Source organism: Phyllobacterium sp. NPDC097923, from assembly GCF_044760925.1.
GTDB lineage: Bacteria > Pseudomonadota > Alphaproteobacteria > Rhizobiales > Rhizobiaceae > Phyllobacterium > Phyllobacterium calauticae.
Genome location: NZ_JBIWBL010000009.1, coordinates 58,349 through 81,422, shown reverse-complemented (window position 1 = coordinate 81,422; position 23,074 = coordinate 58,349). Strand labels below are relative to the sequence as shown.

Annotated in this window: 19 protein-coding genes and 1 pseudogene; 3 read left to right on the top strand and 17 right to left on the bottom strand. The window is 57.5% G+C overall.

Annotated elements, in window-relative coordinates; translation table 11 throughout:
- Positions 1-213: 213 nt before the first annotated feature.
- A complete protein-coding gene (locus tag ACIQWS_RS24885; RefSeq protein WP_130519695.1) occupies positions 214-1,479 on the top strand; it encodes an adenylate/guanylate cyclase domain-containing protein in 1,266 nt (421 codons plus the stop codon).
- Between the two features lie 171 nt (positions 1,480-1,650).
- Here ACIQWS_RS24885 and ACIQWS_RS24880 read toward each other — a convergent pair whose 3' ends face one another.
- From ACIQWS_RS24880 to ACIQWS_RS24840, 9 genes are all read right to left on the bottom strand, one after another.
- Positions 1,651-2,040, bottom strand: a complete 390-nt coding sequence (locus ACIQWS_RS24880; protein WP_130519697.1) for a DUF302 domain-containing protein — start codon at positions 2,038-2,040, stop codon at positions 1,651-1,653.
- Between the two features lie 86 nt (positions 2,041-2,126).
- A complete protein-coding gene (locus tag ACIQWS_RS24875) occupies positions 2,127-2,822 on the bottom strand; it encodes a VIT family protein (protein WP_130519699.1) in 696 nt (231 codons plus the stop codon).
- Positions 2,819-3,223 carry an OsmC family protein gene (locus ACIQWS_RS24870; RefSeq protein WP_130519701.1) on the bottom strand — a complete coding sequence of 135 codons (405 nt, stop codon included), beginning with the start codon at positions 3,221-3,223 and terminating at the stop codon, positions 2,819-2,821. The genes ACIQWS_RS24875 and ACIQWS_RS24870 overlap by 4 nt, the downstream gene beginning before the upstream one ends.
- 160 nt (positions 3,224-3,383) lie before the next feature.
- Entirely contained in the window at positions 3,384-3,593 is a 210-nt protein-coding gene (locus ACIQWS_RS24865; RefSeq protein WP_082179016.1) for a DUF1289 domain-containing protein, read from the bottom strand.
- Between the two features lie 8 nt (positions 3,594-3,601).
- The gene (locus ACIQWS_RS24860) at positions 3,602-3,877 is read right to left on the bottom strand and encodes a metal/formaldehyde-sensitive transcriptional repressor (RefSeq protein ID WP_052820499.1); all 276 of its coding nucleotides are present in this window, start codon (positions 3,875-3,877) and stop codon (positions 3,602-3,604) included.
- 30 nt (positions 3,878-3,907) lie between these two features.
- Positions 3,908-4,891 (bottom strand): CDF family Co(II)/Ni(II) efflux transporter DmeF, encoded by a 984-nt coding sequence (gene dmeF, locus ACIQWS_RS24855; RefSeq protein WP_130519703.1) that lies wholly within the window; start codon positions 4,889-4,891, stop codon positions 3,908-3,910.
- Between the two features lie 432 nt (positions 4,892-5,323).
- On the bottom strand, positions 5,324-7,795 hold the full coding sequence (locus tag ACIQWS_RS24850) for a S8 family peptidase (protein ID WP_130519705.1): 2,472 nt from the start codon (positions 7,793-7,795) through the stop codon (positions 5,324-5,326).
- Entirely contained in the window at positions 7,795-8,799 is a 1,005-nt protein-coding gene (locus ACIQWS_RS24845) for an AAA family ATPase (RefSeq protein ID WP_097143403.1), read from the bottom strand. Before ACIQWS_RS24845 ends, ACIQWS_RS24850 begins: the two co-directional genes overlap by 1 nt.
- 173 nt (positions 8,800-8,972) lie before the next feature.
- Positions 8,973-10,115: an RHE_PE00001 family protein gene (locus ACIQWS_RS24840; RefSeq protein ID WP_165909441.1), complete on the bottom strand. Its 1,143-nt coding sequence runs from the start codon at positions 10,113-10,115 to the stop codon at positions 8,973-8,975.
- Positions 10,116-10,305: 190 nt separating this feature from the next.
- On the opposite strand from ACIQWS_RS24840, the pseudogene ACIQWS_RS24835 reads away from it, so the two are divergent.
- Positions 10,306-10,710 (top strand): annotated as a pseudogene (locus tag ACIQWS_RS24835) (integrase); the annotation flags it as partial.
- Here ACIQWS_RS24835 and ACIQWS_RS24830 read toward each other — a convergent pair.
- Positions 10,704-13,670: a Tn3 family transposase gene (locus tag ACIQWS_RS24830; RefSeq protein WP_130519709.1), complete on the bottom strand. Its 2,967-nt coding sequence runs from the start codon at positions 13,668-13,670 to the stop codon at positions 10,704-10,706. The pseudogene ACIQWS_RS24835 and the gene ACIQWS_RS24830 sit on opposite strands and share 7 nt — an antisense overlap.
- Positions 13,671-13,835: 165 nt before the next feature.
- On the opposite strand from ACIQWS_RS24830, the gene ACIQWS_RS24825 reads away from it, so the two are divergent.
- Entirely contained in the window at positions 13,836-14,417 is a 582-nt protein-coding gene (locus ACIQWS_RS24825; protein ID WP_109614887.1) for a recombinase family protein, read from the top strand.
- A 68-nt stretch (positions 14,418-14,485) separates the two neighbouring features.
- Here ACIQWS_RS24825 and ACIQWS_RS24820 read toward each other — a convergent pair whose 3' ends face one another.
- The 7 genes from ACIQWS_RS24820 to ACIQWS_RS24790 all read right to left on the bottom strand — a co-directional run bounded on the left by ACIQWS_RS24820 (position 14,486) and on the right by ACIQWS_RS24790 (position 23,065).
- Entirely contained in the window at positions 14,486-14,905 is a 420-nt protein-coding gene (locus tag ACIQWS_RS24820; protein ID WP_130519711.1) for a hypothetical protein, read from the bottom strand.
- Positions 14,906-15,025: 120 nt separating this feature from the next.
- Complete coding sequence (locus ACIQWS_RS24815; protein ID WP_130519713.1) at positions 15,026-18,013, bottom strand: hypothetical protein; 2,988 nt, start codon at positions 18,011-18,013, stop codon at positions 15,026-15,028.
- On the bottom strand, positions 18,010-18,282 hold the full coding sequence (locus ACIQWS_RS24810; RefSeq protein WP_130519715.1) for a hypothetical protein: 273 nt from the start codon (positions 18,280-18,282) through the stop codon (positions 18,010-18,012). The genes ACIQWS_RS24815 and ACIQWS_RS24810 overlap by 4 nt, the downstream gene beginning before the upstream one ends.
- Positions 18,283-18,288: 6 nt before the next feature.
- Positions 18,289-20,436, bottom strand: coding sequence for a hypothetical protein (locus tag ACIQWS_RS24805; protein WP_130519718.1), 2,148 nt, complete (start codon positions 20,434-20,436; stop codon positions 18,289-18,291).
- Positions 20,437-20,479: 43 nt separating this feature from the next.
- Entirely contained in the window at positions 20,480-20,758 is a 279-nt protein-coding gene (locus tag ACIQWS_RS24800; RefSeq protein ID WP_130519720.1) for a hypothetical protein, read from the bottom strand.
- 18 nt (positions 20,759-20,776) lie between these two features.
- A complete protein-coding gene (locus ACIQWS_RS24795) occupies positions 20,777-21,949 on the bottom strand; it encodes a DotG/IcmE/VirB10 family protein (RefSeq protein ID WP_130519722.1) in 1,173 nt (390 codons plus the stop codon).
- A 12-nt stretch (positions 21,950-21,961) separates the two neighbouring features.
- Positions 21,962-23,065: a DotH/IcmK family type IV secretion protein gene (locus ACIQWS_RS24790; RefSeq protein WP_164057010.1), complete on the bottom strand. Its 1,104-nt coding sequence runs from the start codon at positions 23,063-23,065 to the stop codon at positions 21,962-21,964.
- Positions 23,066-23,074 lie beyond the last annotated feature (9 nt).

Genomic DNA, 23,074 nt, shown 5'->3' with positions numbered 1-23,074 from the left:
GTCGTCCACATCGCTGCCTTGCCCGAAAAGAATCATCTCAAAGCCAGGGAATCATAACCGACTCAGATTACGCAACTTCTTTCCGGACCGACACTCAGGTTACAAAGATTTATAGTGACGGCAATATAAATTCGAACTCAGAATCGTAAGATCAGTCTTCGTGAAGATCGAATCCACGAATGAAATGACGAAAAGAAACGAAGGTGGCAAACATTGGATAATGAGATTCTGGCGCGCCCCTATCCGTTAAGACGGAACTATAACCTGTTCGTACTACCGATTTTCTTCCTGACGATTTCCGGCCTACTTATTGCCGTCTCAAACGCTCTGTCTGTTAGTGTCGAACGTGCCTATAGTGCACAAACGGCTTCGCTCCATGCCGCGCTGTTCGCGCCGATCTTGGGGAAAGCCAGACACTCGGAGATCGGAAGTGGAGGAAAAGTCAGCGACGCTGACCAGACAAGACAGGCTATCGAAACGGAAGCGAAGGAGCTTGACTTGCTCTGCGCAGTTGCTTTTACCGAAGACGGCAAGGTACTGGCGGCAACCAACGACACATCGTGCATGGCCTCAACGATAAGTCGCATCCCCGAAATATCTGACGGACAGACAGTCTTTCTCGAAGAAGATGGGCCCCCTGTGCATTGGACCGTGCTCAGCAGGGCGCCAGGTATGACAGGGTCTATGTCGGTCTACATCGCCACTTCCGAAAAGGCATCCGCCCGCGAAAAACTTCTCGACAACGATACGATTATTTGGATCGTTATCCTTGGCGTGCCTCTAATAGGAGCACTTTGCCTCTCCACGTATTTCGTCTCACGGGCACAAAATGAAATCGACACACGCACAAACGCCCTGAATGAGGCGCGAAAGTCGCTCGCACATTTTGTTTCCGACAGCACTGAGAAGCGCGTTAGTTCCGGGCGCTCGAGCGCCGAGCGCCTGGCTGCGTCCATCCTGGTCCTCGATATCAGAGACTTCTCCAGTTTTGTCGAACAGGCGAGCGCCGAAGAAGCCGCTGCCCTTGTGTCTGAGGTTGCAAGCCACAGCTTCGCGGCCATCCTCGAACACGGCGGCGATATTGATCGCCTCGTGGGTGACGGGCTTGTCGCCTGGTTCGAAGGATCAGAAAGAAAGACAAACGCCCTCAGGGCGTCGGAGGCAATTCTGACAAGTGTCTCACGGGCGAATTTGCCCAGAGGGATCGGCATAGGACTGCACGACGGCACTGTGATAGAGGCCGTGATCGGAACCGAAATTCGCAAGGATGCAACGATCCTCGGTTCGCCCGTCAACGTTACCGCGCGACTGTGTGCTGCGGCACTACCAGGTGAAATCGTGGCCTCCAGTGAATTTTTCGAGGTGGCGGCAGGGCACGAGTTCAACGTTTCGGCTAGAGGCTCACTTCTGCTGAAGGGTATCGCCAATCCTATCGAGACGATTCGGCTTTCGCTGATGAACCGACGCGTGCTTGTCTAACCCGGCAGTGGCTCAAGTTCGGTTCCGTCATCTTCAACGCCCAGTTTTTCCCGCAGTTCAGGCGTTTCATTCGGGCCTATTTGCTCCTCGCTATTCGAGTCGCTGACGAATGTTAGGGGGAGCATCGCATGCTTGCCTTGTCAACGGCGACCGTATTGACCACCAACGTCCTCAGACGCTCGCAATCGCCTGTTCAAGCAAAGACCGCACGTGCGCCGCGACCGTCTTCAGTTGCTGGTTTTCGATAGCCTGCATCGAGGCCACGGGGTCGATGGCGCTGACCATGATGGCGCCCCCCTCCAGCGATCGTACGATCACGTTGCAAGGCAGCATCGCGCCGACCTTCGGCTCGATCTTCATCGCCTCGAGGGCCATCTTCGGGTTGCACGCACCCAGGATGAGATAGTCCGGTATATCGACGTCGAGTTTCTTATTCATGGTCGCTCGTACGTCGATTTCAGTGAGGACACCGAACCCGTTGCTCGCGAGAGCCGCCTTCGTGGCTGCGACCACCTGATCAAATGGTATTCCGTTGGTCGTCTTATCGAGAGTGTAGGTCATGTTCTTCCTCCATATAAATCGGCTCCTGCCGATTAATCCGCCGGTGTGAGGACCACACAGTAACACTTGATCAATATTCCGCACACCTAGACGGCTGTTCCCACCAAGGCGCCTATGCCTGCTGTCAGCGCCATCGCAAAGGCGCCCCAGAAGGTTACGCGTACCGTGGCCCTCAGCACATTTGCACCGCCTGCCTTGGCACCAATCGCGCCGAGCAGGGCGAGGAACATAAGCGAGGCTACAGAGACCAGCATCACCAGTTGGTTCGGTGGCGCCACCCATACCATTGCGAGTGGCATTATCGCGCCAACCGCGAACGTCAGAGCCGACGTCAGCGCGGCAACGATCGGTCGGGCGGTAGTGATTTCGGAGATGCCAAGTTCTTCGCGGGCATGCGCCTCAAGCGCATCCTTCTGCATTAGTTGCACTGCTACCTGTCGGGCCAGATCAATCTCGACGCCGCGCCTGGTGTAAAGCTGTGCGAGTTCCTCGCGCTCAAGATCGGGCTGGCCGTCAAGCTCAAGCCGTTCGCGGGCGAGATCAGCCTGTTCGGTATCCGCCTGCGAGCTGACCGAGACATATTCTCCAGCCGCCATCGACATCGCACCAGCCACGAGGCCGGCGACGCCGGCGATCAAGATCTCCGAGCTGCCCGCCGCGGAGGCTGCAACGCCGACGATTAAGCTCGCAGTGGATACGATACCGTCATTTGCACCGAGAACGGCGGCTCGCAGCCACCCGATCCGGGAAACGAGATGCGTTTCGCGATGAAGGCCCCTCATGACTTCCTCCAGATTACACCATCTAAGCGGGCTGCAAGAGGGACGGTGTTGGAGATTGTGCCGTATTTGCGGACATTCTTGTGTAAAAGTTCAAGCCGTTGGTCAGTCTCATCGGTATCGACCACGAGTTGGTACTTGACCGAAACGATAAGCGGCGGATCATCCTGTCGAACGGCGTGAAGGACCACCTCGACACCATCAATAGAGAAAGCGAGGGGAGGAATGACGCGCTCAATGCCCTTGATCATACAGGCAGCGATGGACGCGAGCAGAAGTTCGGCCGGATTGAAGGCATCGGCAGCGCCGGACAGTCCCGTGGCAAGCCTGACCTCGGCAGTCTCGGTGCGTGCCACACTCTCCCTAGGATCTATCCGTTGAGCCGAGACCTTGTATCCGAGCATCACTCGTCCTCCATGGCGCAGCCATGTTTAGGAGACCACAAGCCCCACACTATGCTTTGATCACAAACAAAAATTGATCGACATCAATCGAAAAGATCAATGATGGACGTCCGCGTTCGGCTGGTTTGCGCAATAACCGGCCTTTGTTAGTTGTAAAATTCTACAAGCAAGCGGATGCGGTCGCAGCGCCGTCCTCGCCATCCTTTAATCGCTTCATGCGGCGTTTCAATTCAGTCGACAAATTTGTCCGGTGATAGGGCGACATTTTGCGCCACGCCTTGATTTCATCCGCCGTCCGGCCGCAGCCCAAGCACCATTTATTGCGCGGATCGAAGCGGCACAGATCGGTGCAAGGCGACTTATTATTCATCATGAACCTTATTTGAGATAAGCGCGAATGACATCGATCAGTTCGGCCGCGCCTTCTTCACGCTCTTTCTGACTCAGACTTTCGGCGGCCAAGTGCATGCGGATATGATCTTCGATGACTTCGCCCATTAGACCGTTGATGGCACCACGCGCACCCGCGATCGTTTGCATGACTTCGACGCAACCCTTTTCCTCCTCAAGCATCCGCTCGACACCTTCCATCTGCCCGCGAATACGACGTACGCGGTTGATCAGCTTTTGCTTTTCGCGGATGGTATGGCTCATAGGAATGCTCCTTCGGTATAGACGTTTTTGTCAAGCCGCGCGGGTTTCGACCTCCACCGTCACATGCGACAGATCGTGAATGGCCGCAAGCTTTGCGCGGTAGTAGGACGGCGCATGCGGATCATTGACGACGATAGAAACGATGGCTCCGTGGTGGCCGGGCCCGAGTTGCCAGATGTGGAGATCGACGATTTCCGCGCCTTCCTTGACGAGGATTTCCTGTATTTCCTCGGGGAGGTCTTCGCCTTCAGGAACGTAGTCGAGCAGGACGCCGCCCGTATCTCGGATTAATCCCCAGGACCAGCGAGCGATCACAATAGCGCCGACGATACCAATAGCTGGATCAAGCCAGAGCCAGTCATAGAGGCTTCCGAGAACCAGCGCGCCGATCGCCAGAACGGAGGTCAGCGCATCAGCCAGTACGTGGATGTAGGCGGCGCGAAGGTTCTGATCCTGGCCTGCATTGTGCCCGTGTCCGTGAGCATGGCCATGATCGTTTCCGTGATGGTGATCATCCTTGAGGAGCCATGCGCAGACAAGGTTTACGATCAATCCGACCACCGCCACGATGATGGCTTCCCTGAAATTGATCGCTACAGGCGACTGGAAGCGCAGAAAACTTTCCCAGCCGATAAGCACCGCGATTAGCGCCAGGATCACGGCGCTGGCGAATCCTGCAAGGTCGCCGAGCTTGCCAGTGCCGAATGAGAAGCGGCGGTTGCTGGCGTGCTTGCGAGCATAGAGATAGGCCAATGCCGCGATGAGCATGGCCGCAGCGTGCGTGGACATATGCCAGCCATCTGCCGTCAAAGCCATAGACCCGAACATGTTTCCGGCGACGATCTCCACCACCATCATGGTGGCGGTGATACCAATCACTAGCCACGTGCGGCGTTCGTTCCGCAGGTGGTTGTCGCCAAGGAAGAAATGTTCATGGGCGGCGTTGAGCGCACGACCATGGCTGTGATCGTGCGGATGGGGATGGTCGTGCGCATGCCCTTGAGATGAACTCATAGCCTAAACTCCATTTCATATATTATAGGGGGGTATACTATTTGTAAGACGAATACAAACGTTCTGAAATCGGCGGAGTGTTTGTTCTTACAAAGTAGATGACGTCATCAATGACTGCATGGGCGGAATCCAGACACCGCCGATTCGGCGTTGGGAAGACGCTTGACGCCAACACGCAATTTAGAGAACCGCCGGCAAAAATCCGGAAACCGCGACCGATAGCATCCAGCGCGCGAGTCCGCACTTAAACCATTGATCGCCACACTGCCGCCTTGGGCCGTTAGATTTAAACGCCTTGAAGGGATACGAACCATCGCCCCTATTATCACCAGAGCCTACCGACCATCTCGTCCAAACACTTGGACAAGTCTCGCACCAAATCGGAAGGAGTGCGGGCCTATTGTGGCCGGCCGCCAATTAATCAAAGGAATCCTACACCTGTGCGACGATCTCTGTCTTCAGAATCGTCTCGACCGCCGCATAAAGATCAACCGCGGCACCAGGCGCGCGAATGGTCACGATCAGCGAATAGCGCGCCTTCTCGTTGTATCGGTCCAGATACGGCTTTTCCTTCCACCAACCGCCAACTGGATAAATACCGATGGCGTCACGCTCGGCAAGATCAGCCGCCGTTCCCCGCCAGAAATCCGAATGCAGCGATCCGCTGTCGCGGAATGTACCCAATAACCAGCTTTCGCCGACGTTGACGGGTGTACCTTCTTCCTCGTTTCGGGCAGCCTGGTTGATGCGGGCACGGAACTCGTCGACGGATTCCGTGGCTGTTTTCATCTGGAAGCGCAATCCGTGAGAAGCGTATCTGTGACGCCTAGTCCAGCCTCGCTCGCCGGGGTTCGGCTCGATGAAATAGGACAGCGTGACCCGGACCTCGACAGGCTCAGCGCCCAAGGCCAGCAGATTGTCCTTCGGCCAAGGAAGCAGATGAAGCTTCATATCTCTCATTTTGACTGATCCGCTCCCTTCTCGCTGGAAGGGTCGAATGTCGTCCTCGATCATCAAAGTCAGATCGTTATTGGCGGAAAGCAGCGCTCTGCCGAGATTTGGCACGCCGTAACCGTAGCGGCGCAAAATCGATTGCAATTGCGTTTTGTTGCCGTGGCAGGCCGTGACGCGGGCGGCCATCGCAGGTGTCCATTCGGCAGAATGAACCAATAAAGCACGGACAGTCTCGGGCCAGAGCCCCGGCCGGCTGACCATGATCTCTGCCGCGAGCTTGGCAGCTTGCGCGGTTGCGGAACTGGTGTCGCCAATCGTAGAGAAGTAGCGGTTTTCGGGCCGGAAGTGCGTCGTCAGAATGCGCAGGTCATCAATCGGCTCACCAGGATTGACGCCGTCATGCGCCAGGTTCCCGCCCTCCATGACGATGTCCGGCTTGACCGGCCACTGACGATCCCAGGTGACGGAGGTCCTGCTCGCCGGAGACAGTTCTCCAGCGGGCGCGATCGGGGCGTAGCCGGCAAAAGGCGCATCGATAACGTCAACTTTGTTGGTGAAAGCCCCGACGGTGATTGCGTTCCAAGCTTGCGCTGGATCATCTAGCGGTTCGATATCGTTGCGAACCAGGTGATCCGCAGGGCTTAAGTCAACCCGTATGTTTCCAGCAGCTATCAGGATCAACCGCTGCGCATCCGTCTCGAAGCAGAGTTGGTCGATCGAAGCAGACCAGGATGAGGCTCGCCCCCGCGAAGGAGCCGTGCTTGTTATAGCAGTCGCTACGACCCGACTTCTGTGCGGCGCCTGAATCTCGGCTCGAGCAATCGCCTCACCGGTAATCGCGCCGTAGAGATCAGGTCGGTTTTCATCCGCGTCGCCAGGTGGCAGAATTCTAACACTTTCCAGCCGATATTGCAGTTCGACAGCGTCCTCAGAAGCAAGCGGATCAATCAGATCGTTATAAAGTGCTACTCCGGCCATTCGCGTGCCGTGACCCTGCCAAGCTGGCGTGTCGTCGGCGCCCCAAGCCGGATTGATCGTATGCCAATCATCGATCGACAACACCGGCTCGATCAAAGGATGAGTGCGGCGGACCCCGCTGTCCAAAAGGCATATAGCAACGTCACCGGCAGTCTGCGAGACCTGAACGCGACCAGCGAGATCGTCTGTCCAAGCTCTTTGTTCTGCACCTCCAAGACCTGTGAAAAACGCTGGCGTATCTTTTGCCCGGCGCAACTCAGCGATGGTATCGCTGCGAGCAACGACGCGATCCATGGTCACGGTGCTTGCCAACGCCAAGACGACTTCGCGCTCGGGGAACCGGATGGCGTGCTGGCGCAGCTCTATTTCCAAAGCGGCCGCTATGGCTTCAAACTTCTCACGCCTGCCTTCGCGCAACCAGATTTCCCACCACACCGCGAGTTGCTGGTCGGGTGGAAACAGCGCTGCGTCATCCGTGAAGAGAGAACGCGCGGATGCCAGCTGTGCGGTTTCGATCCTTGAAATTAGAGGCTCATTTCGAGGACGCCCTTTGTCGGTGTCCGTCGATCGATACTGCTCAATCTTGTTTAGGAAGTAGTTTTTTGCACGCTCGGGCACAAATACCGAGGCCTTGACGATACCGCCGTCGCCTTCCGGCTCGCGGACTGCGACAACCTCCATTTTTTGTTGTCTGTTCGCGAGCTGGTCGATTGCGGCCCCCTCGGAGGCAGGAAGATCGAACTCGAGATAGAAACCGCGCGTCTCAAAGGCTGTTACCCCGGTTTCGGCAAGCTGCTGCTCTGCCGCCGCGACAGCTCCTCCGACTGCCAACGCCAGCGCCTGGGCATGAGCCTGCCTATTGCGTTGAGGTAGCGCCGGTGGGTCAATTTTCCGGTTTGGGCGCCGGTATGGCTCTGCCGCGCCGTTATCTCTCAGCAGGAAATGCGGGCGATCGCGTGGTCCGGTTGCCATTATGGCCTGTTGCTCGCATCCATAGCTTGGGCAGCCAAGCGGCGCTCGGCAAGCGCGTCAAATATGCTTGCAGCAGTGACCGTGCCCGAATTATCCAGAATGACGGACTTGGCGGCGTCGTCAGCCACACGAGTAATATCTGCCGGCGAAAGGCCGTGTGCCGCGTTCGCGACATCTACCCACGACAGTTCGGGTGTTGCGAAGCGATCAAGCCTGTTACGAAGGATCGCTTCGATGAGTGACACATCCGGAAGCGTGTATTCGATAACGTCGTCGAAACGACGCAAAAGCGCCCGGTCCAGTAGTTCGGGATGGTTCGTCGCAGCGACGATTAAGGCCTGGCTTTCATCCTGTTCTACGAATTGAAGGAAGGAATTGAGCACACGCCGGATTTCTCCGACGTCCTGCCGGTCTCCCCTCTTCGCTCCGATCGCATCAAACTCATCAAAGAGATACACGCCGCGGGTCGCGGTCATGGCATCGAAAACCAAGCGCAACTTCGACGCGGTCTCGCCCATAAACTTTGTGATGAGGCCGTCCAAGAGAATGGTGAACAAGGGAAGATGCAGTTCTCCCGCCAAGGCGCTCGCCGTCATCGTCTTGCCGGCGCCCGGCGGACCGACGAGCAAGATCTTGCGGCGCGGCTGAAGTCCGTGGCTTTGGAGGCTCGCCTGCTGCCGCTGCTCGGCTAAAATACGATCGAGACGTTGGCGAAGGGGTTGTGCCAGAACCATGTCTGTTAGGCGGATGTCGGGGTAACGGGCACTCAGCAGACCGGCGAGTTCACCCTTCGGCTGCACAAGTACGATCGCCCCGCCCGCCCGGCGCATGCTCGGCTGGCGCGTCTTTGCTGTATCAACGAGATCTTTAACCTCCTGCGCCAGCTTACCATGCCCCTGCCGCGCCTCATGGGCGGCCAACTGGAGAGCCGTCGACAGGAAACGGTCCTCATCGCCGGCGATGTGGCTTTTCAGAAGAGTCACAATGTGGCGAGCGGTGGTCATCGTAATCTGCCGTTTCGTTCTGCTTTTGGACTATCAGCTGCAGCGCAATTTGCAACGCAATTCCCCCAAGGTTAACAACCAATCCCTTACTATACCGTTCCGCGGAACTAAGTGACGGTCTAGCGGCCCCGCCCCGAAGTTAGCATAACCTTTTTATGTCTGCCGGTCAGAACTCATAAAATCCCCCACGCCCGAAACCTTCCCCTGCCCGTCATCTCGCGAAGACCGAGCTCCTGCACGATGCGCCTCGCTCCTTGAGGCGTGACCTCAAGCGTCTTCGCCACCATCCCGGCCGAGATCAACGGCCGCGCCATGACCAACTCGACCAGCTCCGGCAGCCTGGACGACGTTCGCCGTCCCTCCAGCTTGCGCATCATCATCTGCCGCGCCAGCACCAACCGGTCATGCTCCTTGAGCCCCGTCTCGGCGGAGATTGTCAGCGCCCTTGCTATCGCCAGCAACCGCGTCTCACGGTCACGATGCCGGCGCCGCTCGACCGGAATGGCCTTGAGCCCGAGATTGATCGCTGCGTGATGACCGCCAGTGGTAACGCCGCCCTCGCGCAGGACCGAGGCGGCGAGCAAACGCCCGAGCCAAGGCGCATGCTGGAGGACAGCGATCTGGTTCCAGGCATCCAGCGCCACGATTGCCTGCAGGACCGGCGGCAAGTCCTGGGCACGCGCGAGCACGGCCCGCCACTCCTCCAGCCGCTCGTCCTCATCCCAGTCGAGGTCATAAACGAACGGATCCTTTTCCGGAGCGTTTTTGGCGCTCCCCGGCTTCTTCGCCTCTTCGATCGCGACCCCGGATCGGGCGAGTACTGCATCGATCGCTGCAAACGCATCACCCAGACCATCAATCTCGGGATCTTCCGCATCCCCTATCTCGGCCGGAGCGTCGCTCACCTCAACACTGCCATCCCGCACCCCCTCCCTGTCTCCACCCAATGATGCTCCGGCCCACGACCGGCCGCGGAGGGAGGCGAGGCCTTGATCAGAGAGGGCCCAGGCGGGGGGATGGGCGGCGATGCGACGGCGAGTTTTCAGGATGTCGCGGGCAATGGTGAGTTCATGGGTGGGAGCACGGATATCCCGGAGCGCGTCATGCAGGACGAGGTCTTCGAGATGAACGAGTTCACCGTCGACCCAGAGCGAGGCATGCGCGTCGAGGAAATGCGACCGCTCGAGAAAGCCCTCGCCGACGGGGGAGCGGGCAATGCGCTCGTCGAGACGGGCAAGAGCAACAGCGGCCTCGGAGATCGGCCGCAGCAGGCTGTGGATGGGCAATTTGGCGAGATCGTAAGACATTGAATTTATGGTAAATGATTTGTTAAGCGAAAGCTATATCCGCAATAGCGTTCTGTACTCCTCACAGCTATGCCGATGGTCTATGACCTCCGATAAGTAACCCTTATCGATGATAGATTGATCTGACGCCGCAAATCACCAAAAGTGGCCTCCGTCACGGGCCTGAAACACGCCAGAACCGCCCGTTTTTGGAGCCAAAATGCCGCCTGTGCAAAAATCCGCCATCGAACGCCGCACCGAGGAACTCGACACGATTGCAGCCGTCCTGCCGATCGAGCGCCGCGACGAGCTCGCCGAGCTGTTGAGCGATCAGGATGTCGAGACGCTGCGCCATCTCGTCAACCAGGGCATGGGCGACAATACCCTTCGGGCACTGACGTCTGATCTGGCTTATCTCCAAGCCTGGGCGCTGACGGCGACGGGAAAATCGCTGCCCTGGCCGGCGCCCGAAGCCCTCCTCCTGAAATTCGTTGCCCATCACCTGTGGGATCCGCAACGGCGCGAAACCGATCCCGATCACGGCATGCCGGCCGACATCGACGAGGCGTCACGACACGAAAGTGTTGGATCTGTCCGACTTTTGAGAACGTATGGTGATCACGCTGCGAGGATAGATGTTTCGCGCCGCAATGGCCTGAGATCAACGCCGTCTGTTGGGGTCCAGATGTAATCGCCGGTGAGACTGATGTGCTGCCAGCCGAGTGGGGTAATGTGTTTGATGATGTCAAGCGGCGTGGGAATGCCCTCGCGGTTGAGCTCGGCGAACGCCGGTTCGAGATAGAGTGTGTTCCAGTAGACGATGGCGTTGATTAGCAGGTTCAGTCCAGATGCTCGGTAGAACTGGCTCTCGAAAGTCCGGTCGCGCAATTCTCCGAGGCGATTGAAGAACAGTGCGCGGGCCAAGGTGTTCTGGGATTCGCTCTTGTTGAGGCCGGCCGTCGCGTTCCTGCGCATTTCGGGGTTCTGCCACCACTGGGGCAGAAAGATGGACCGATTGATGCGACCGAGATCGCGTAGCGCCAACGCCAGTCCGTTCTGGCGTGGGAATGCGGACAGCTTTGCCAACAGGGTCGAAGGCCGAACCTGCCCGGAACGGATCGTCGTGACCAGCCGCAGGATGTCGTTCCAGTTTGCCTTGATCCGCTCGACGTTGATGTGCTCGCCAACGAGCGGCGCCAGGTTTTCGGGAGGCGCGTCGCCCGGGAAGAGATAGAGCTTGCGATCCTTGAGACCGCGCAGCCGAGGCACAATCTGGAAACCAACGAGATGGCAAAGGGCGAAGCTCATATCGCTTACCCCGCCGGTATCGACATAGTGGGTTTCGATGGCGAGATCGCTGCCATGATAGAGCAGTCCATCGAGGACATAGATGGCTTCGCTCGCATTGGCATTCATGGCGATGATGTAGAAAGCGCCGTACTGGTCAGAGGTGAACCGGTAGAATTTGGCGCCGGGGTTGGGACCATAGCGGCCGTTGAGGTCGCCGATCGCCTCGGCGTGTCCGCCCGCCGGAAAATACTGGCCATCGGAGGATGACGTTGTTCCATCGCCCCACAAGCTTGCCAGAGGCAATTGCCTCTGGGCGTTGACGAGAATGGCGTGCGCGGCCGTGTAACCTTCCTCGCGAATATGCCAGTCGTGCGCCCAGGCGAGTTGGCGCATCGTAATGCCGGGGGAAACGTCCGCCATTCTCGTGAGACCGAGATTGATGCCGTCCGCCAGGATGGCGGTGAGGAGCGCAAGCTTGTTGTCGGCCGTCCGACCGCTGCGCAAATGGGTAAAGGCGTTCGAAAATTCCGTTCGGGCGTCAACCTCGAGCAAAAGGTCAGTGATGCGGATCGCAGGCAGACGGCTTTCCACCTTTAGCTTCAGCGACTTGGCGATATCCGGAAACATAGCCTTGTGCGGCGTGACGCTAAACCCCGCCCCGGTCAGTTCTACATCGTCGAGCTCGCCGGCTGCGGCCAGACGCGAGAGGTCAGCCAGTCCATCGTTCAGCAGCTGGCGCTGTTGGCGAAGATAAGTCTCGACATCGGTATCAACGGCGATTGGAAGCGCTCCTTCCTCACGCATCAGCTCGAATGTCGGCGTGGGAATGAGAAAGCTTTCGAAAGACTGGAAGCGTTTGGCTCCTTCCACCCAGATATCGCCCGCATCGAGCCGGCGCTTCAATTCGCTGAAAAGGCAAAGCTCATAAGCCCTGCGATCAATCTTTCCATCTTTGAGTATGAGAGGCATCCAGCCCTTCGGCGCAAAGGAGATCGGTGCCTTGTCGGGTATGGTCCTTTTGCCCGTACGATATAGACCCGCGACCACGGATAGCGCCCGCAAGAGGTTCGCCGCCACTGCGTGACCGCGGAACACGAGAGTGGAGAGAAACTGTGGCGCCAGTTTCCTGATCGTCGGATAGCGCTGGAGCATTTCGATTTTACCGTCGATAACATCCGGCGCGATCAGCGTATCAACCGCCTGGACACTGGTTGCAAAAGCTGGCCATTGGATGACCAGATCAAGCGCTTTGGCCATGTCCTCACCCTTCTCTCTGGCCTTGATGATCGCATGGCAGACTTTTGAAACGTCCTTCAACGGCGTCTGCACTTCCCGAACGGATCGGGTGACGCGAGCAGCCGCCTGGTTATTGGCTCGCCGCGTCAGGATGCCCATGAGTTTCTTGAACATGTCGATCGCGCAATCGGTGAGATGGCGGGAAAGGTGGAGCACTGTTGCAGCCAGGACAGCATGTCGGCGTTCGGTGTTAAGGTCGCGCAGATGCTGCGCGCTCATTCGCGTCCCCTCTGCAGCAAATTCGTCAAAGACCTTGGCCGGAATTCGATCCATCAACGTCGTCGGCAGGTTCAGAGACCGGAGAAAACGAATGCGCTCGGCAATTCTGTCGAGGTTGACGGCGGCTGGCGACAATGCCGGCGTTCTCGCCCAGGCAAGAATGGTCACGCTTGTCCCCTCACGCGGATCGAGAAGCTTGTCCAGATCGAGCTTTTGGCCTTCTGAGATCCCGCCGGCCAAGGCCCGATGAGCAATACGAATGCCGCGCCTGATTGCCACATGAATGATGGCTTCGAGCGCTGGCCGCGCTGGCAAAAGAATTCTCCTGCGTCGCAGTTCTTCCACGACCATATCCGCCAATACATCGGCCTGGCGCAGGGTTTGCGCGGCAGGTGTCAGCCAGCCTGTGAGTGCCCGCACGTCCGAAGGCACAAACGGACGCATCTGCATTCTGTAGAAAAGCAGGGCCAGATGCTCGCGCCGCGTCTGTGGGCGCTCGAAATAACGTTCGATCTCATGGTGATCGACGCCGATCTGCCGCGCCAGAAATCGTAAGACGCCAGCCGGCAGGACCTCGCCATCCGCAAGCGGTCGGCCAGGGTATCGTAGCGTGGCCAGAACACAGGCGAGGCCCAGTCTGTTCGCGGCCTTGTTCTGTCGCATGATCAGGTCGAGATCCGATCGATCCAGCGTATAATGTTTGGCGATCTCCCTTTCGTTATCCGGGATGATCGTCGCCTGTTGCCACCATGCCTCGCTCAGTAATGCTCTTCGCGCCATTCACTGATCTTCCCGTTTCGCCGCGGAGAGTGCAGCGAAACGGAAAATGCGTGTCCGACAAACGAACGTTTCGCGGCATCCACAGTTCTTGTCCGCAAACCTTGTCATGAAACGGCAAATCGGACAATGTCCGAATTCAACGGAAAAACGGACAAACCACGTCTCATGACCTCTATCGGCTATGCAAGGGTCTCCACCGGCGAGCAGGACACCGCCCTGCAACTCGACGCTTTGCGCAAAGCAGGTTGTGAAAGGCTGTTCGAGGATAAGGCATCCGGCGTGAAGACTGACCGCCCCGGATTGGCTGAGGCGATCCGCTACGTTCGCGACGGCGACACGCTCACAGTCTGGAAGCTCGACCGCCTCGGCCGGTCGATGAAGCACCTCATCGAGATCATCACCGAACTGGAGGCCAAAGGCGTCGGCTTCCGATCCATCACCGAAAACATCGACACCACGACATCCGGCGGTCGCCTGGTCTTCCACCTGTTCGGCGCGCTGGCACAGTTCGAGCGCGATCTGATCCGGGAACGAACACGTGCCGGTCTGCAAGCCGCAGAGGAACGCGGCCGACGCGGTGGCCGACAAGTCGTCGTAACCCCGGACAAACTTGCCAAAGCCCGCCAGCATCTGGCGGCCGGTTTGAACGTCCGGGAAGCCGCGGCCCGCGTGAAAATAGGGAAAACCGCCCTCTACGAAGCTCTCAAGGCCGAAAAAGCAACGACAACCACGGTCAAACCAACCTGAGTTCCGGATACGTTCTTAAAAGTCGGACAGATTCGCCACTTTCGTGTCGTGACGCCTCTTTGGAGGGATTAGCTCCCGCCTCCGAGAGCAACGGACTGCACCCAACCGACGAAGATGCCGACAATGCCGATCACGCCAGCGATACACGCTGCCATGAACGATCCGCCAGCACTGTGACGGCTCTGCTCGTTGTTGACGGCATCCCACCACTTGTAGAGCGAATAGAGCGCAAACATGATGGAGAGCGCACTGCCAGCGTACAGGAACGTCGAGCCAACATTGTTCAAGCCCGATTGGGCATCGTCCGGGTTCAGACGAGAACTGGCTGCGGCCGACTGCGCCTGTTTCTGGAAATCGAGCGGCGCTTTGGGGTCTGCCCCCTGTGCGAACGCCCATGTCGTCAACGCAAAGTAGGATACACTCGCAGTAGCAAGTGCCCCATAATATTTGTCCTTCACAGCCGTCATGGCCGAACTGACTCCGCTCATTCCCATCTCCTTTTCATCCCTGTTTCGGGGGCGAACAATCGATTTCGGTAATACTACAACCCACTGGCATTCACAACATATCAGATAACGTTTTCGTTGTGAAATGCAAAGCTGACATTCTTATTCCGCTGCTTGCTGGTACGAGTATTGTGCATCGTACTGCATGACCTCATCCGCCAGCACCTTTGCGAGTGAACCATTGTTCCGCTTTTTCGAACGTGCGATCTCATTCCATCGCGAAATTGCGGTTCCCTCTGGAAAGCGCCGGGCGAGGATATCGAGTGCCCGATCCAGCGGGACACGACGATAGATTTCATCACGAACGGCTCGATCCTCCGCTTTCGTGGAAAGTGCCCAAAGCATCCGCACTCCGAGAGCATTCTTGAAGATCACCCAACGCTTCTCGTCGTTTCGCAGCTTATACATCACCAGCACGTTCGCGCCCTTCGAAGGGTCCGAAGGATCAGGACCGTTCACATATGTCGTCAACGCCTTATCGATGGCTTCTGTACCGCCAAGCTCTTCAATGATCTTTCTGCGGGCTTCCTGCGAATCCGAGTTCAAAATCATGATTGTGGTGGCCTGCGACGTGAGGCCACGGAAATCGCCTAGCTCCTGACTGACCAAGCAAACTTCAAGATTCCACTTACGACCTGTACGGCAATCATGCCAGACCACCTCGTTAATGGTGTCGATAGTGCCGGTTAGATGGTATTCGTCCATCATCAGGCGCTTCGGGGTCTCGGCGATTGTCTGGAACTGCCGTGTCCAATAATCCTCATAGAGCGTCCGAATGGCCTCATCTTGTGGGAAGGTCATGGCGCGGATGTCATCTTTGTCGCCAGCGATCTTTGCCATGAACAACTGTCGCGTCATGAGGAACATCAGGGTGTTTTTCCGGCTCAACTCATCATTGAGCGAGCCGACCGTCAGAAGGTCTTGAAGATCGACGGCCATGACTCGAGCAGCGCCGGTTTCCATCGTGGTATGGCTGGCGAACATCGGATAGGCGGCTTCCAGCGCTTCCAGATAGCGTTGCAGCTTTTCGAGCATCGCATCGCCGAAGTCTTTCTTCATTTGCGGCTCTGCAATGATGGTCGCAATATCCTTGAAGCGGGGCGCTGCGTAGCGTTGCGCCCTCGAAGCCATCTCAGGCATTCCACGCCGCATAAACTCGTCCACGAGCGTCCAGTAGCGCGTTTTGTCGCTCAAAACGATACCAGCGGCAGTGGCGGCATCATTCAGAACCGGATCAAGGTTCGCCTGCCAACGGTTAGGACGTGAATCGATGCTGAGATCGCTCTTCACCTCGTAAACGCGGGAAATAATGCGCGTCATCAGCTCGGGAAGCAGATCCTCCTTCATCGGGATCGCTGTCAAAAGGAAGTTCTTCAGGTAAACCCTCTCGCGGTCGAGGGGGCTACGTGACCCAAGCGAAATGTCGAAGGGATTAACCGCCCACTCGGCCGTGTTTTTCGGCCGAACATACAAAACCTCATTCTGCCGCTCAGGCGGAAGCAGCTCCTTCAGCAAGTTCATGCAGCCGCTCGATGACACACCCACGTCTGCGATCATCATGAAAGGCAATTCACTGCCTGACCTATAGGCCATCAGATCAAAATTCATCCGGTTGAAAAGGACCGACTTACCCGAACCTGTACCGGCGCTGCCAAGCGTGAGCCATGCTGGCTGCTCAGGGGCGAAAGCCCTGTGAGGCAGAAGGGACCCATCCAAGCCCGTGAAAAGGCTATCCCCGGCTTGGAAAACCGGCGCTGTGCGGTGCAGAGGCATGATGACCGACAAGTCGGAAACCGGCGCAAGCACTCCGCGCCATCCTTTCGATGTGGCATTCATACCGGCGACAGTCTCGGCGAGCACCCGCACCGGATTTGCGGGACTGTCCGAAACCGAACAATCTCCCCAAGACTGGATATCCACCAGAAGACGCGAGGCGCGCGTGGGAAGCAGCTCTTGCCGCTCATGCGGCTCGATCCATGTCGCAGCTTCCAGATTGGCCTTCACAACGGCTTCTGTATCCGAACCTAGCGCCTGCGTTACGAGCTGAAGATTCTGGCCGAGAAGTTTTGTCGTGGAATTGAAGATGCCCAAGAGCTGCGCAGCAACCTGCCGCAGCCCGATAGAGCGCCGATCCGCGTGATTAAGCGATTCCAGATGCAGAGTGACCCGGTACGGCATTTTTTCCGACCGCAGGCGCGAAACAAGTATGTTGAACGGCCGGAGATTCTTCGGGAAGCGATGAACCTGACAAACCGAAAAGGTGCGCGGCCCCCACTTAATTTGACGCATATCTTGGGAAACGACAGGAGCTGACGAGAGAATCTGCTTTGCCAGCGGCTGCGCGAAGAAGTCTGACACATCGCTATCAAACGTTTTTTTGATCGGCGGATATTTCACAGCGCCGGGTTCGTGAGGCAACCAGTCATCTGGCGTCTCATGATAAAAGATGCCCTGCCTGATTGCCGCTATGTCCGGTCGCGATCCATCTTCCTTCGGTCGCATGATCTCGGCCATGACGCCACACCGTCTTAAGGCCGAAAGGACGCTCTGGACATAGGCCATGTGCGGGCCTTCCAGCCCTTTTAGCTCAATGAAGGGGTCCATTGCCGACCGCATCGCCGGCAGCTCGCTACGGGCCTCATCGTTGGCCTTTTTTTGCATCATCATTTCACGCTGCGGCCCTGCTACCGGCCGTGACGTGAGGGCCATTATAACCCGCTCATTGACCGCCCTTTTCAGGATAACATCGCGCGTTTCCCGCAGGATCGTATCGATCCGCAACTGTTTCAGCTCGGCATTATGTCGGGCGCGGTCAAGATGCTCATCAACCACCTTCTCGGCATTGTAGGAGCATTCATATGAAATCGACATGTTATGGCCGGGCGTCTTCATTACCTGCGCCAACTCGGCCGAAAAAATGTCGACCATACGATCCGCAAATTCGACTTCCGATGTGATCGAGCGAATCCCCTTGATCTCGATCAGAGTGATGTCGGAGCCATCATGTGCAAATATGACGGGACGCGGGGTGTCTGGATCGAAGCCGCTCAAATCACAAAACTGGTCAGCATTCCGGTTGAACATGCTCATGTGCGGTCCCTCGGGGTAAAGCGATACAGGAAGCCGCCTAAATCGGCGTCATCAGGTAAATTCTCAAAATCTGTGTTGAACGTGCTGGAAGCGAAACCTTCGGCGATCCGAACTCGATGTTCCAAAGATTCATCAATCGCACTGAGAGCATTAGGAAACTGGTTGCTTGCCGCCAGCCCGCGCACCCGGTCTATCAGTGCTGTCATAGCCTCACTGCCCTGCAACTCGGGCAGAAAGGCAATCTTGGACGGCTCTTTGTTCGTCGCCATGGTCCGTTACTCCATCGATGGCGTTGGCCTCTGGCCAAACGACTGGCGAACCGAATTCTGCTGTCCGAAATCGACCTGGCTACGGTTGGCGCGCTGTAGTTTCTCCTGTGCGTCTTCAATCTGGTTTGCCGCCTGCAGAACCTCTTTTGGAGGCGAGGCGAGGCGCGATCTAACAGCCGCCAGATGCCCTCCCGCGTGCGGTCCACACCGTTCAAGACGTTCAGATAACCCTTTGACAACTTGCGGGCCGGTCTCGTTCTGCAACTTGGCCCATGCGGTTTTCATTGCCTCGCCATAAGCGCCAGCATCGCCCATTGCCCGCATTCGGGCTTCCATGGGTCGAGACGGATCGGAGGCTGCGGCAGCAGCAGCAGACGCCTTATTTCCAAGCTGGATGATCTCATCCATCTGTTTCGTAAGGGCCGTATTGGCCTCACCAGCGGCACGGCGGGCTTCAACCATCGCCTCACCCGGAGCAAGTGCGCGACGGGAATTGGGTCCATGCTCTCGGAGCCGAATTTCATTGTCGATGATGCCATTCACCGCCAGATTACTCTTCATCCGGAGGGACGGCGAAAGCTCTTCCATGCGGCTATAGGCTTTAAGCGTGCGCTCCATCACATCTTTCGCGGCAGCGCGTTCCTCCAAGCCTTTGATTTTCAGGACCGTAGGCTCTGGCACCTTCCGATAAGGCTGGCCGTGCTGATCTACGATCCTCTGCGAGAGTGCTTGCCGCTCGATGAGCGTGAAATTGCGTTCGACCTTTTCGAGCGCTCGCGCATGAGCGGCGGCATAACCCGGCTGCACGATATCTTCCAGCGCTTCCTCTGCCGTCAGCTTGCCGCTCGAAACGGCATTTGCAGCGTTGACGAAGGCTGTCTTCATGCCACCGTCTTCCACCCACTGATCGGCGACGTTCGCAAGACGATGAATGCGGTCTGTGGGAGCAAAAATGTTTTTATCGACCCATATGCGATCAAGATCGACAGTCAGATGATCCGTCAGTCGGCGAAGAGAGCCATCAGAAGCTTGAATCGATAGATCGGCCGGGAGCCTGTGCGCGGCCGGATATGCCTTACTGGCGCGTTTGTCTTGCACCTTTGCGCCGGTCGCAACGAATTTCGAATTCTCTGGTATGATACCAGCAGCCCTTGCGTTCTCGATCAGCACCAGTGCGGCATAGGTCTGCTGCAATCGGCCCTCTGCATGGCGCTCAAGCGCTCCAATTGGAAAACTATCGCCCGTCCGAACCACATCCTGATAAAGCTCGCGGAACATCTCGACTGAATCGGGCTTGGCGTCGTGAATTACCCGGCGTTCCCGCGAAGGTTCGAGGCTTTTGCTGGCCGCATAGGTCTGCTGTAGCTCGATGCTATGGCCGATCTGGATCGGGTTTTCCCAACTGCCCGGAACGGGTTCTGGATTTTTCATGGCATCTCCTTCGACGGTAGATTGGGGTCGGGCCTCGCCGCTCGCCGCGTACCTCAGTTGCTGCTCGATGCTGTGGCCGATCTGGATCGGATTTTCCCAACTGCCGGGCACATTCTGCCGCGCATCTTCCATCGCAGCCTTCCGTTCAACCATGCGAGCGAAAAGCTCCGCATTGCTCTGAGCGGCCTGCTCGACATATCCGTTACCGTCATCGTGAAGTGCCATCAGCCGCTGCCAAGCCGCATCAACTCTACGCTCGATGTCAGCGCGAGCACTCTCCCGCCATCCCTGATCTTCCCCATCAGCATTGTACATGTACGAGCCTGTCTCAGCGTCGTAAGACGGTTCAGGACGCTCGATGTCGGTAGACGACTGATAAAGGGAATCGATTTCTTCCAGAATGCCGTTGACCACGGCTACATTCTGTTCGCCAAAAGCCTCAACGGCCCGCTCATACGCGCGAACCTCACTTTCCTCGTCAAATCCATCGTCAAGGAAACCGTATTCCGTGGGATATCGCTTCGCATGATCGAGCACATAGCGATTGCCGGATCTCGCCTCCGCCTTCGCGGCGACAACGGCGTCGTGAAGCTTAATGACCGCTTCATCCCTCGTGGTTGCGTTGAGCGCCGGTTCTGTGACATGCGACCTTGCCGATGCTAGTTCGGCAAGAACATGCTTTCCTCGTTCGACCTCTTCCCGGTTTTCTGGCTCTAACGCCATGGGCAGACCTCCAAAACGCACAAGTTACCGATAGCCGGAAAGGCTATCCCCACATGCTGGAAAGCGCGTAGGTGACGACAGCAGAAATCCCAAGCAGGGCACCAAAGACAAAGGCAATCACTTGGCCGTACACGGTTTGCTCACCGTGGCCGGTGAAACCGTCATTTTCGCTCTGAACCATCAGCCAGATATTGACGCCGGTTTTCAGGCAAATGACCAAGCTCAGAAGGGCAAAGATCACGGGGATCAAGTTTCCGGCTGATGCCAGAAACTCATAAAACGATTGCCCCATGGTCTCTAGGTTCTGGTTATTTGGGTTCATCTCGGCCCTCCCACGGGTTTATCGCACCCCTTGCGGGATCACCACTGGCGCCAAGAAGACGACGCCCAAGCCCATCCCGGCCGGAGCCGACATCGTAGGGGGGCGGCTGAAATTGCTGGCTGCGGCTTGTGAAAGGTTCTGGCCAAGCGGCTGCAATGCGGCGAGAGCTGCCTGTCCATAGTTCACAGGCTCCCGGCCAGATACGATGACACCATCGCTAACCGCAACGGTCCTGTTATTCTGGACGAGCTGCTGGCCGACCTGACCGACGCCTTGCAGGATAGAAGACAGAAACAGCCCGCTGTATCGCTGCAACGTGTGTTTATCTACGTCTGCTGCAATTCCGGTGCGGGCCTGCGTTTCCGACACGGCAATTGCCGTCACCGGAAATTGAGCACCTGTGTTGGTGACGATCTGATTGAAGGAGATCGCCGCCTGATTGTCGGAGTAGCTGATCTGGCCCACGAGGCGCATGCCCGTCAACGGCCCATTACGCGTGCCTCTAGCCGGGTCGTAGATCACGTCATCGAGCGACACGATAATCGGAGCGCCCGGATCGTCGGAATTGAAAGCCCGATCCAGACGCGCGAAAATAACATCGCCAGTGCGGGCCAGCATCACCATTTTGGGCTGCGGCTTTGCTACTGGCCCTGCCTGTTTCTCTTCCTTGACTTCCGGTGCTTTGTATTTTTGCGTTGCCATCTGAACGCGGGGCGCATTCCCCCCATTCCCGTTGCCACCACGAGCAAGCGCATCGATCTGTGCCTGAATGGCTGCTCTAGCGGCCTGATCCGATACGGGCTGCTGCACCGGAACCTGCGTCACATAGACGGTTCTTTCCGTGGTCTCCTTGATGACGCGCTCTTCCGGCTCGGCCTTCTTCTCTGGCGGAACAACAGGTTCTTCGCCCTTGTCAGCCGGGCCTACCCCGGTAATCACGGTAGGAGCTTGATAATCCCTTCCGCCTTGGCGAGCTTGCTGCGCGTCCTCATTGTTGACGGTAGCGCGCCTGTTGGCCTCGTTTGTATCAACCGGCGTCATTTGATCGTTTCGCGGCACATTTTGGCCATTCGGAAGATTGCTGGCTGTGCCAGCGCCACGGTCAGGTGCCGTTTGCCCCGAAAGCATGAAGGCCCCGGCTCCGATAGCAACGACCAATGCCCCTGCTGCGCCAATAACGAGCTTATTCATGGTCAACCCCTCTTAGTATCGAACCGTTGCGGGGCGCTCCACGCCCGATCTGTCGGAGAAAAGCACGCGATAAGGTAGCCCATTGAACCTATAGGCCGTCTCCCCATCCGGTGTGGGGACCTTTTGCGCGAACTGCGGAGTGAGCATTTCAACATGACCGACGACGACCAGATCACCGTTAGGCGTGGTATAGCCACGTAGATCAGGCGCACCCTCCAAGGCTACTGACCTTGCCCCGGCCGGTATCCTACCGATGATATAGGTTGCCAAGTCGCTCTGCGGCACCGGCCTTCTGGCGACATTCCTGCCGCTCGGCGCATTCCGCCCCTTCAGAGAAACCGGCCTCACTTTTTCAGCGAGCGGAGACCGCCCCTCGATCACGACAGTCAAAGGCATGTCGATACTCACCTTCTGACCGCCCTGCGGCCGGAAGCCGGATTGCGTCAACAACACGATGGGATATGGCCACTTATCAAGCGCCACGTTGATGTTGCCAAACACCTCGAAATAGCAGGGAGTAAGGTTGATCGTGGTAGGCCGCTCACCGGCTTCGCTCGCCTGAGCGCCTGTAGCGTTTCCGCATCCTGCCCCATCCTGCGCCAGCATCTGCGGGTTATACGTTACGTTCGCCACCGGCCACGGATAGCCATCGCTGTCAACGAAGGTGACAGGAGTCGTAAGACCAAAGGCCATCCGCACCGTGGGAGGCGTCTGCATTGGTGTCTTTGCGGCGTTCACAACCCGAGGCAATGCGCTCGGGTATGGATCGGTCGAGTAAGTCGGCCGGACAGCAGCACTCTGAGAACCTAGCGTGGCGTCCCTGATGCGGCCGACCTCGTTGGGCTTGAGGATCATGCCTTCGGTCCGATCCACCATCCCTTGCCTGATTTTGTCCAACTCTTCCCGCGTGAGTTCGCGGGCTGGAAGGTTCGGTTGCTGCGAATAGGTCTGCGTACCTGGCTGCTGCTGATACTGGCCGGGGTCCTGCCGAGGTATCCCTTGCTCACCAACCGGCGCATTGATGTCCTGCTGTTGCTGTTCTTGCGCGACAGCCGCGCCTCCCATCATGACGGAGAGTAGCAGCGCTACCGGAACCCCTTTGGTCTTCATCTTCATGCCCTGCTC

Excerpts from the sequence above, each read along its gene's own strand:
- ACIQWS_RS24825 (WP_109614887.1), top strand. The coding sequence starts at position 13,836 with ATGACCTCTATCGGCTATGCAAGGGTCTCCACCGGCGAGCAGGACACC.
- ACIQWS_RS24815 (WP_130519713.1), bottom strand. The coding sequence starts at position 18,013 with ATGAGCATGTTCAACCGGAATGCTGACCAGTTTTGTGATTTGAGCGGC.
- ACIQWS_RS24800 (WP_130519720.1), bottom strand. The coding sequence starts at position 20,758 with ATGAACCCAAATAACCAGAACCTAGAGACCATGGGGCAATCGTTTTAT.
- ACIQWS_RS24870 (WP_130519701.1), bottom strand. The coding sequence starts at position 3,223 with ATGCTCGGATACAAGGTCTCGGCTCAACGGATAGATCCTAGGGAGAGT.
- ACIQWS_RS24820 (WP_130519711.1), bottom strand. The coding sequence starts at position 14,905 with ATGAGCGGAGTCAGTTCGGCCATGACGGCTGTGAAGGACAAATATTAT.
- ACIQWS_RS24865 (WP_082179016.1), bottom strand. The coding sequence starts at position 3,593 with ATGAATAATAAGTCGCCTTGCACCGATCTGTGCCGCTTCGATCCGCGC.
- ACIQWS_RS24790 (WP_164057010.1), bottom strand. The coding sequence starts at position 23,065 with ATGAAGATGAAGACCAAAGGGGTTCCGGTAGCGCTGCTACTCTCCGTC.
- ACIQWS_RS24810 (WP_130519715.1), bottom strand. The coding sequence starts at position 18,282 with ATGGCGACGAACAAAGAGCCGTCCAAGATTGCCTTTCTGCCCGAGTTG.
- ACIQWS_RS24795 (WP_130519722.1), bottom strand. The coding sequence starts at position 21,949 with ATGAATAAGCTCGTTATTGGCGCAGCAGGGGCATTGGTCGTTGCTATC.
- ACIQWS_RS24875 (WP_130519699.1), bottom strand. The coding sequence starts at position 2,822 with ATGAGGGGCCTTCATCGCGAAACGCATCTCGTTTCCCGGATCGGGTGG.
- dmeF (WP_130519703.1), bottom strand. The coding sequence starts at position 4,891 with ATGAGTTCATCTCAAGGGCATGCGCACGACCATCCCCATCCGCACGAT.
- ACIQWS_RS24880 (WP_130519697.1), bottom strand. The coding sequence starts at position 2,040 with ATGACCTACACTCTCGATAAGACGACCAACGGAATACCATTTGATCAG.
- ACIQWS_RS24805 (WP_130519718.1), bottom strand. The coding sequence starts at position 20,436 with ATGGCGTTAGAGCCAGAAAACCGGGAAGAGGTCGAACGAGGAAAGCAT.
- ACIQWS_RS24850 (WP_130519705.1), bottom strand. The coding sequence starts at position 7,795 with ATGGCAACCGGACCACGCGATCGCCCGCATTTCCTGCTGAGAGATAAC.
- ACIQWS_RS24830 (WP_130519709.1), bottom strand. The coding sequence starts at position 13,670 with ATGGCGCGAAGAGCATTACTGAGCGAGGCATGGTGGCAACAGGCGACG.
- ACIQWS_RS24860 (WP_052820499.1), bottom strand. The coding sequence starts at position 3,877 with ATGAGCCATACCATCCGCGAAAAGCAAAAGCTGATCAACCGCGTACGT.
- ACIQWS_RS24845 (WP_097143403.1), bottom strand. The coding sequence starts at position 8,799 with ATGACCACCGCTCGCCACATTGTGACTCTTCTGAAAAGCCACATCGCC.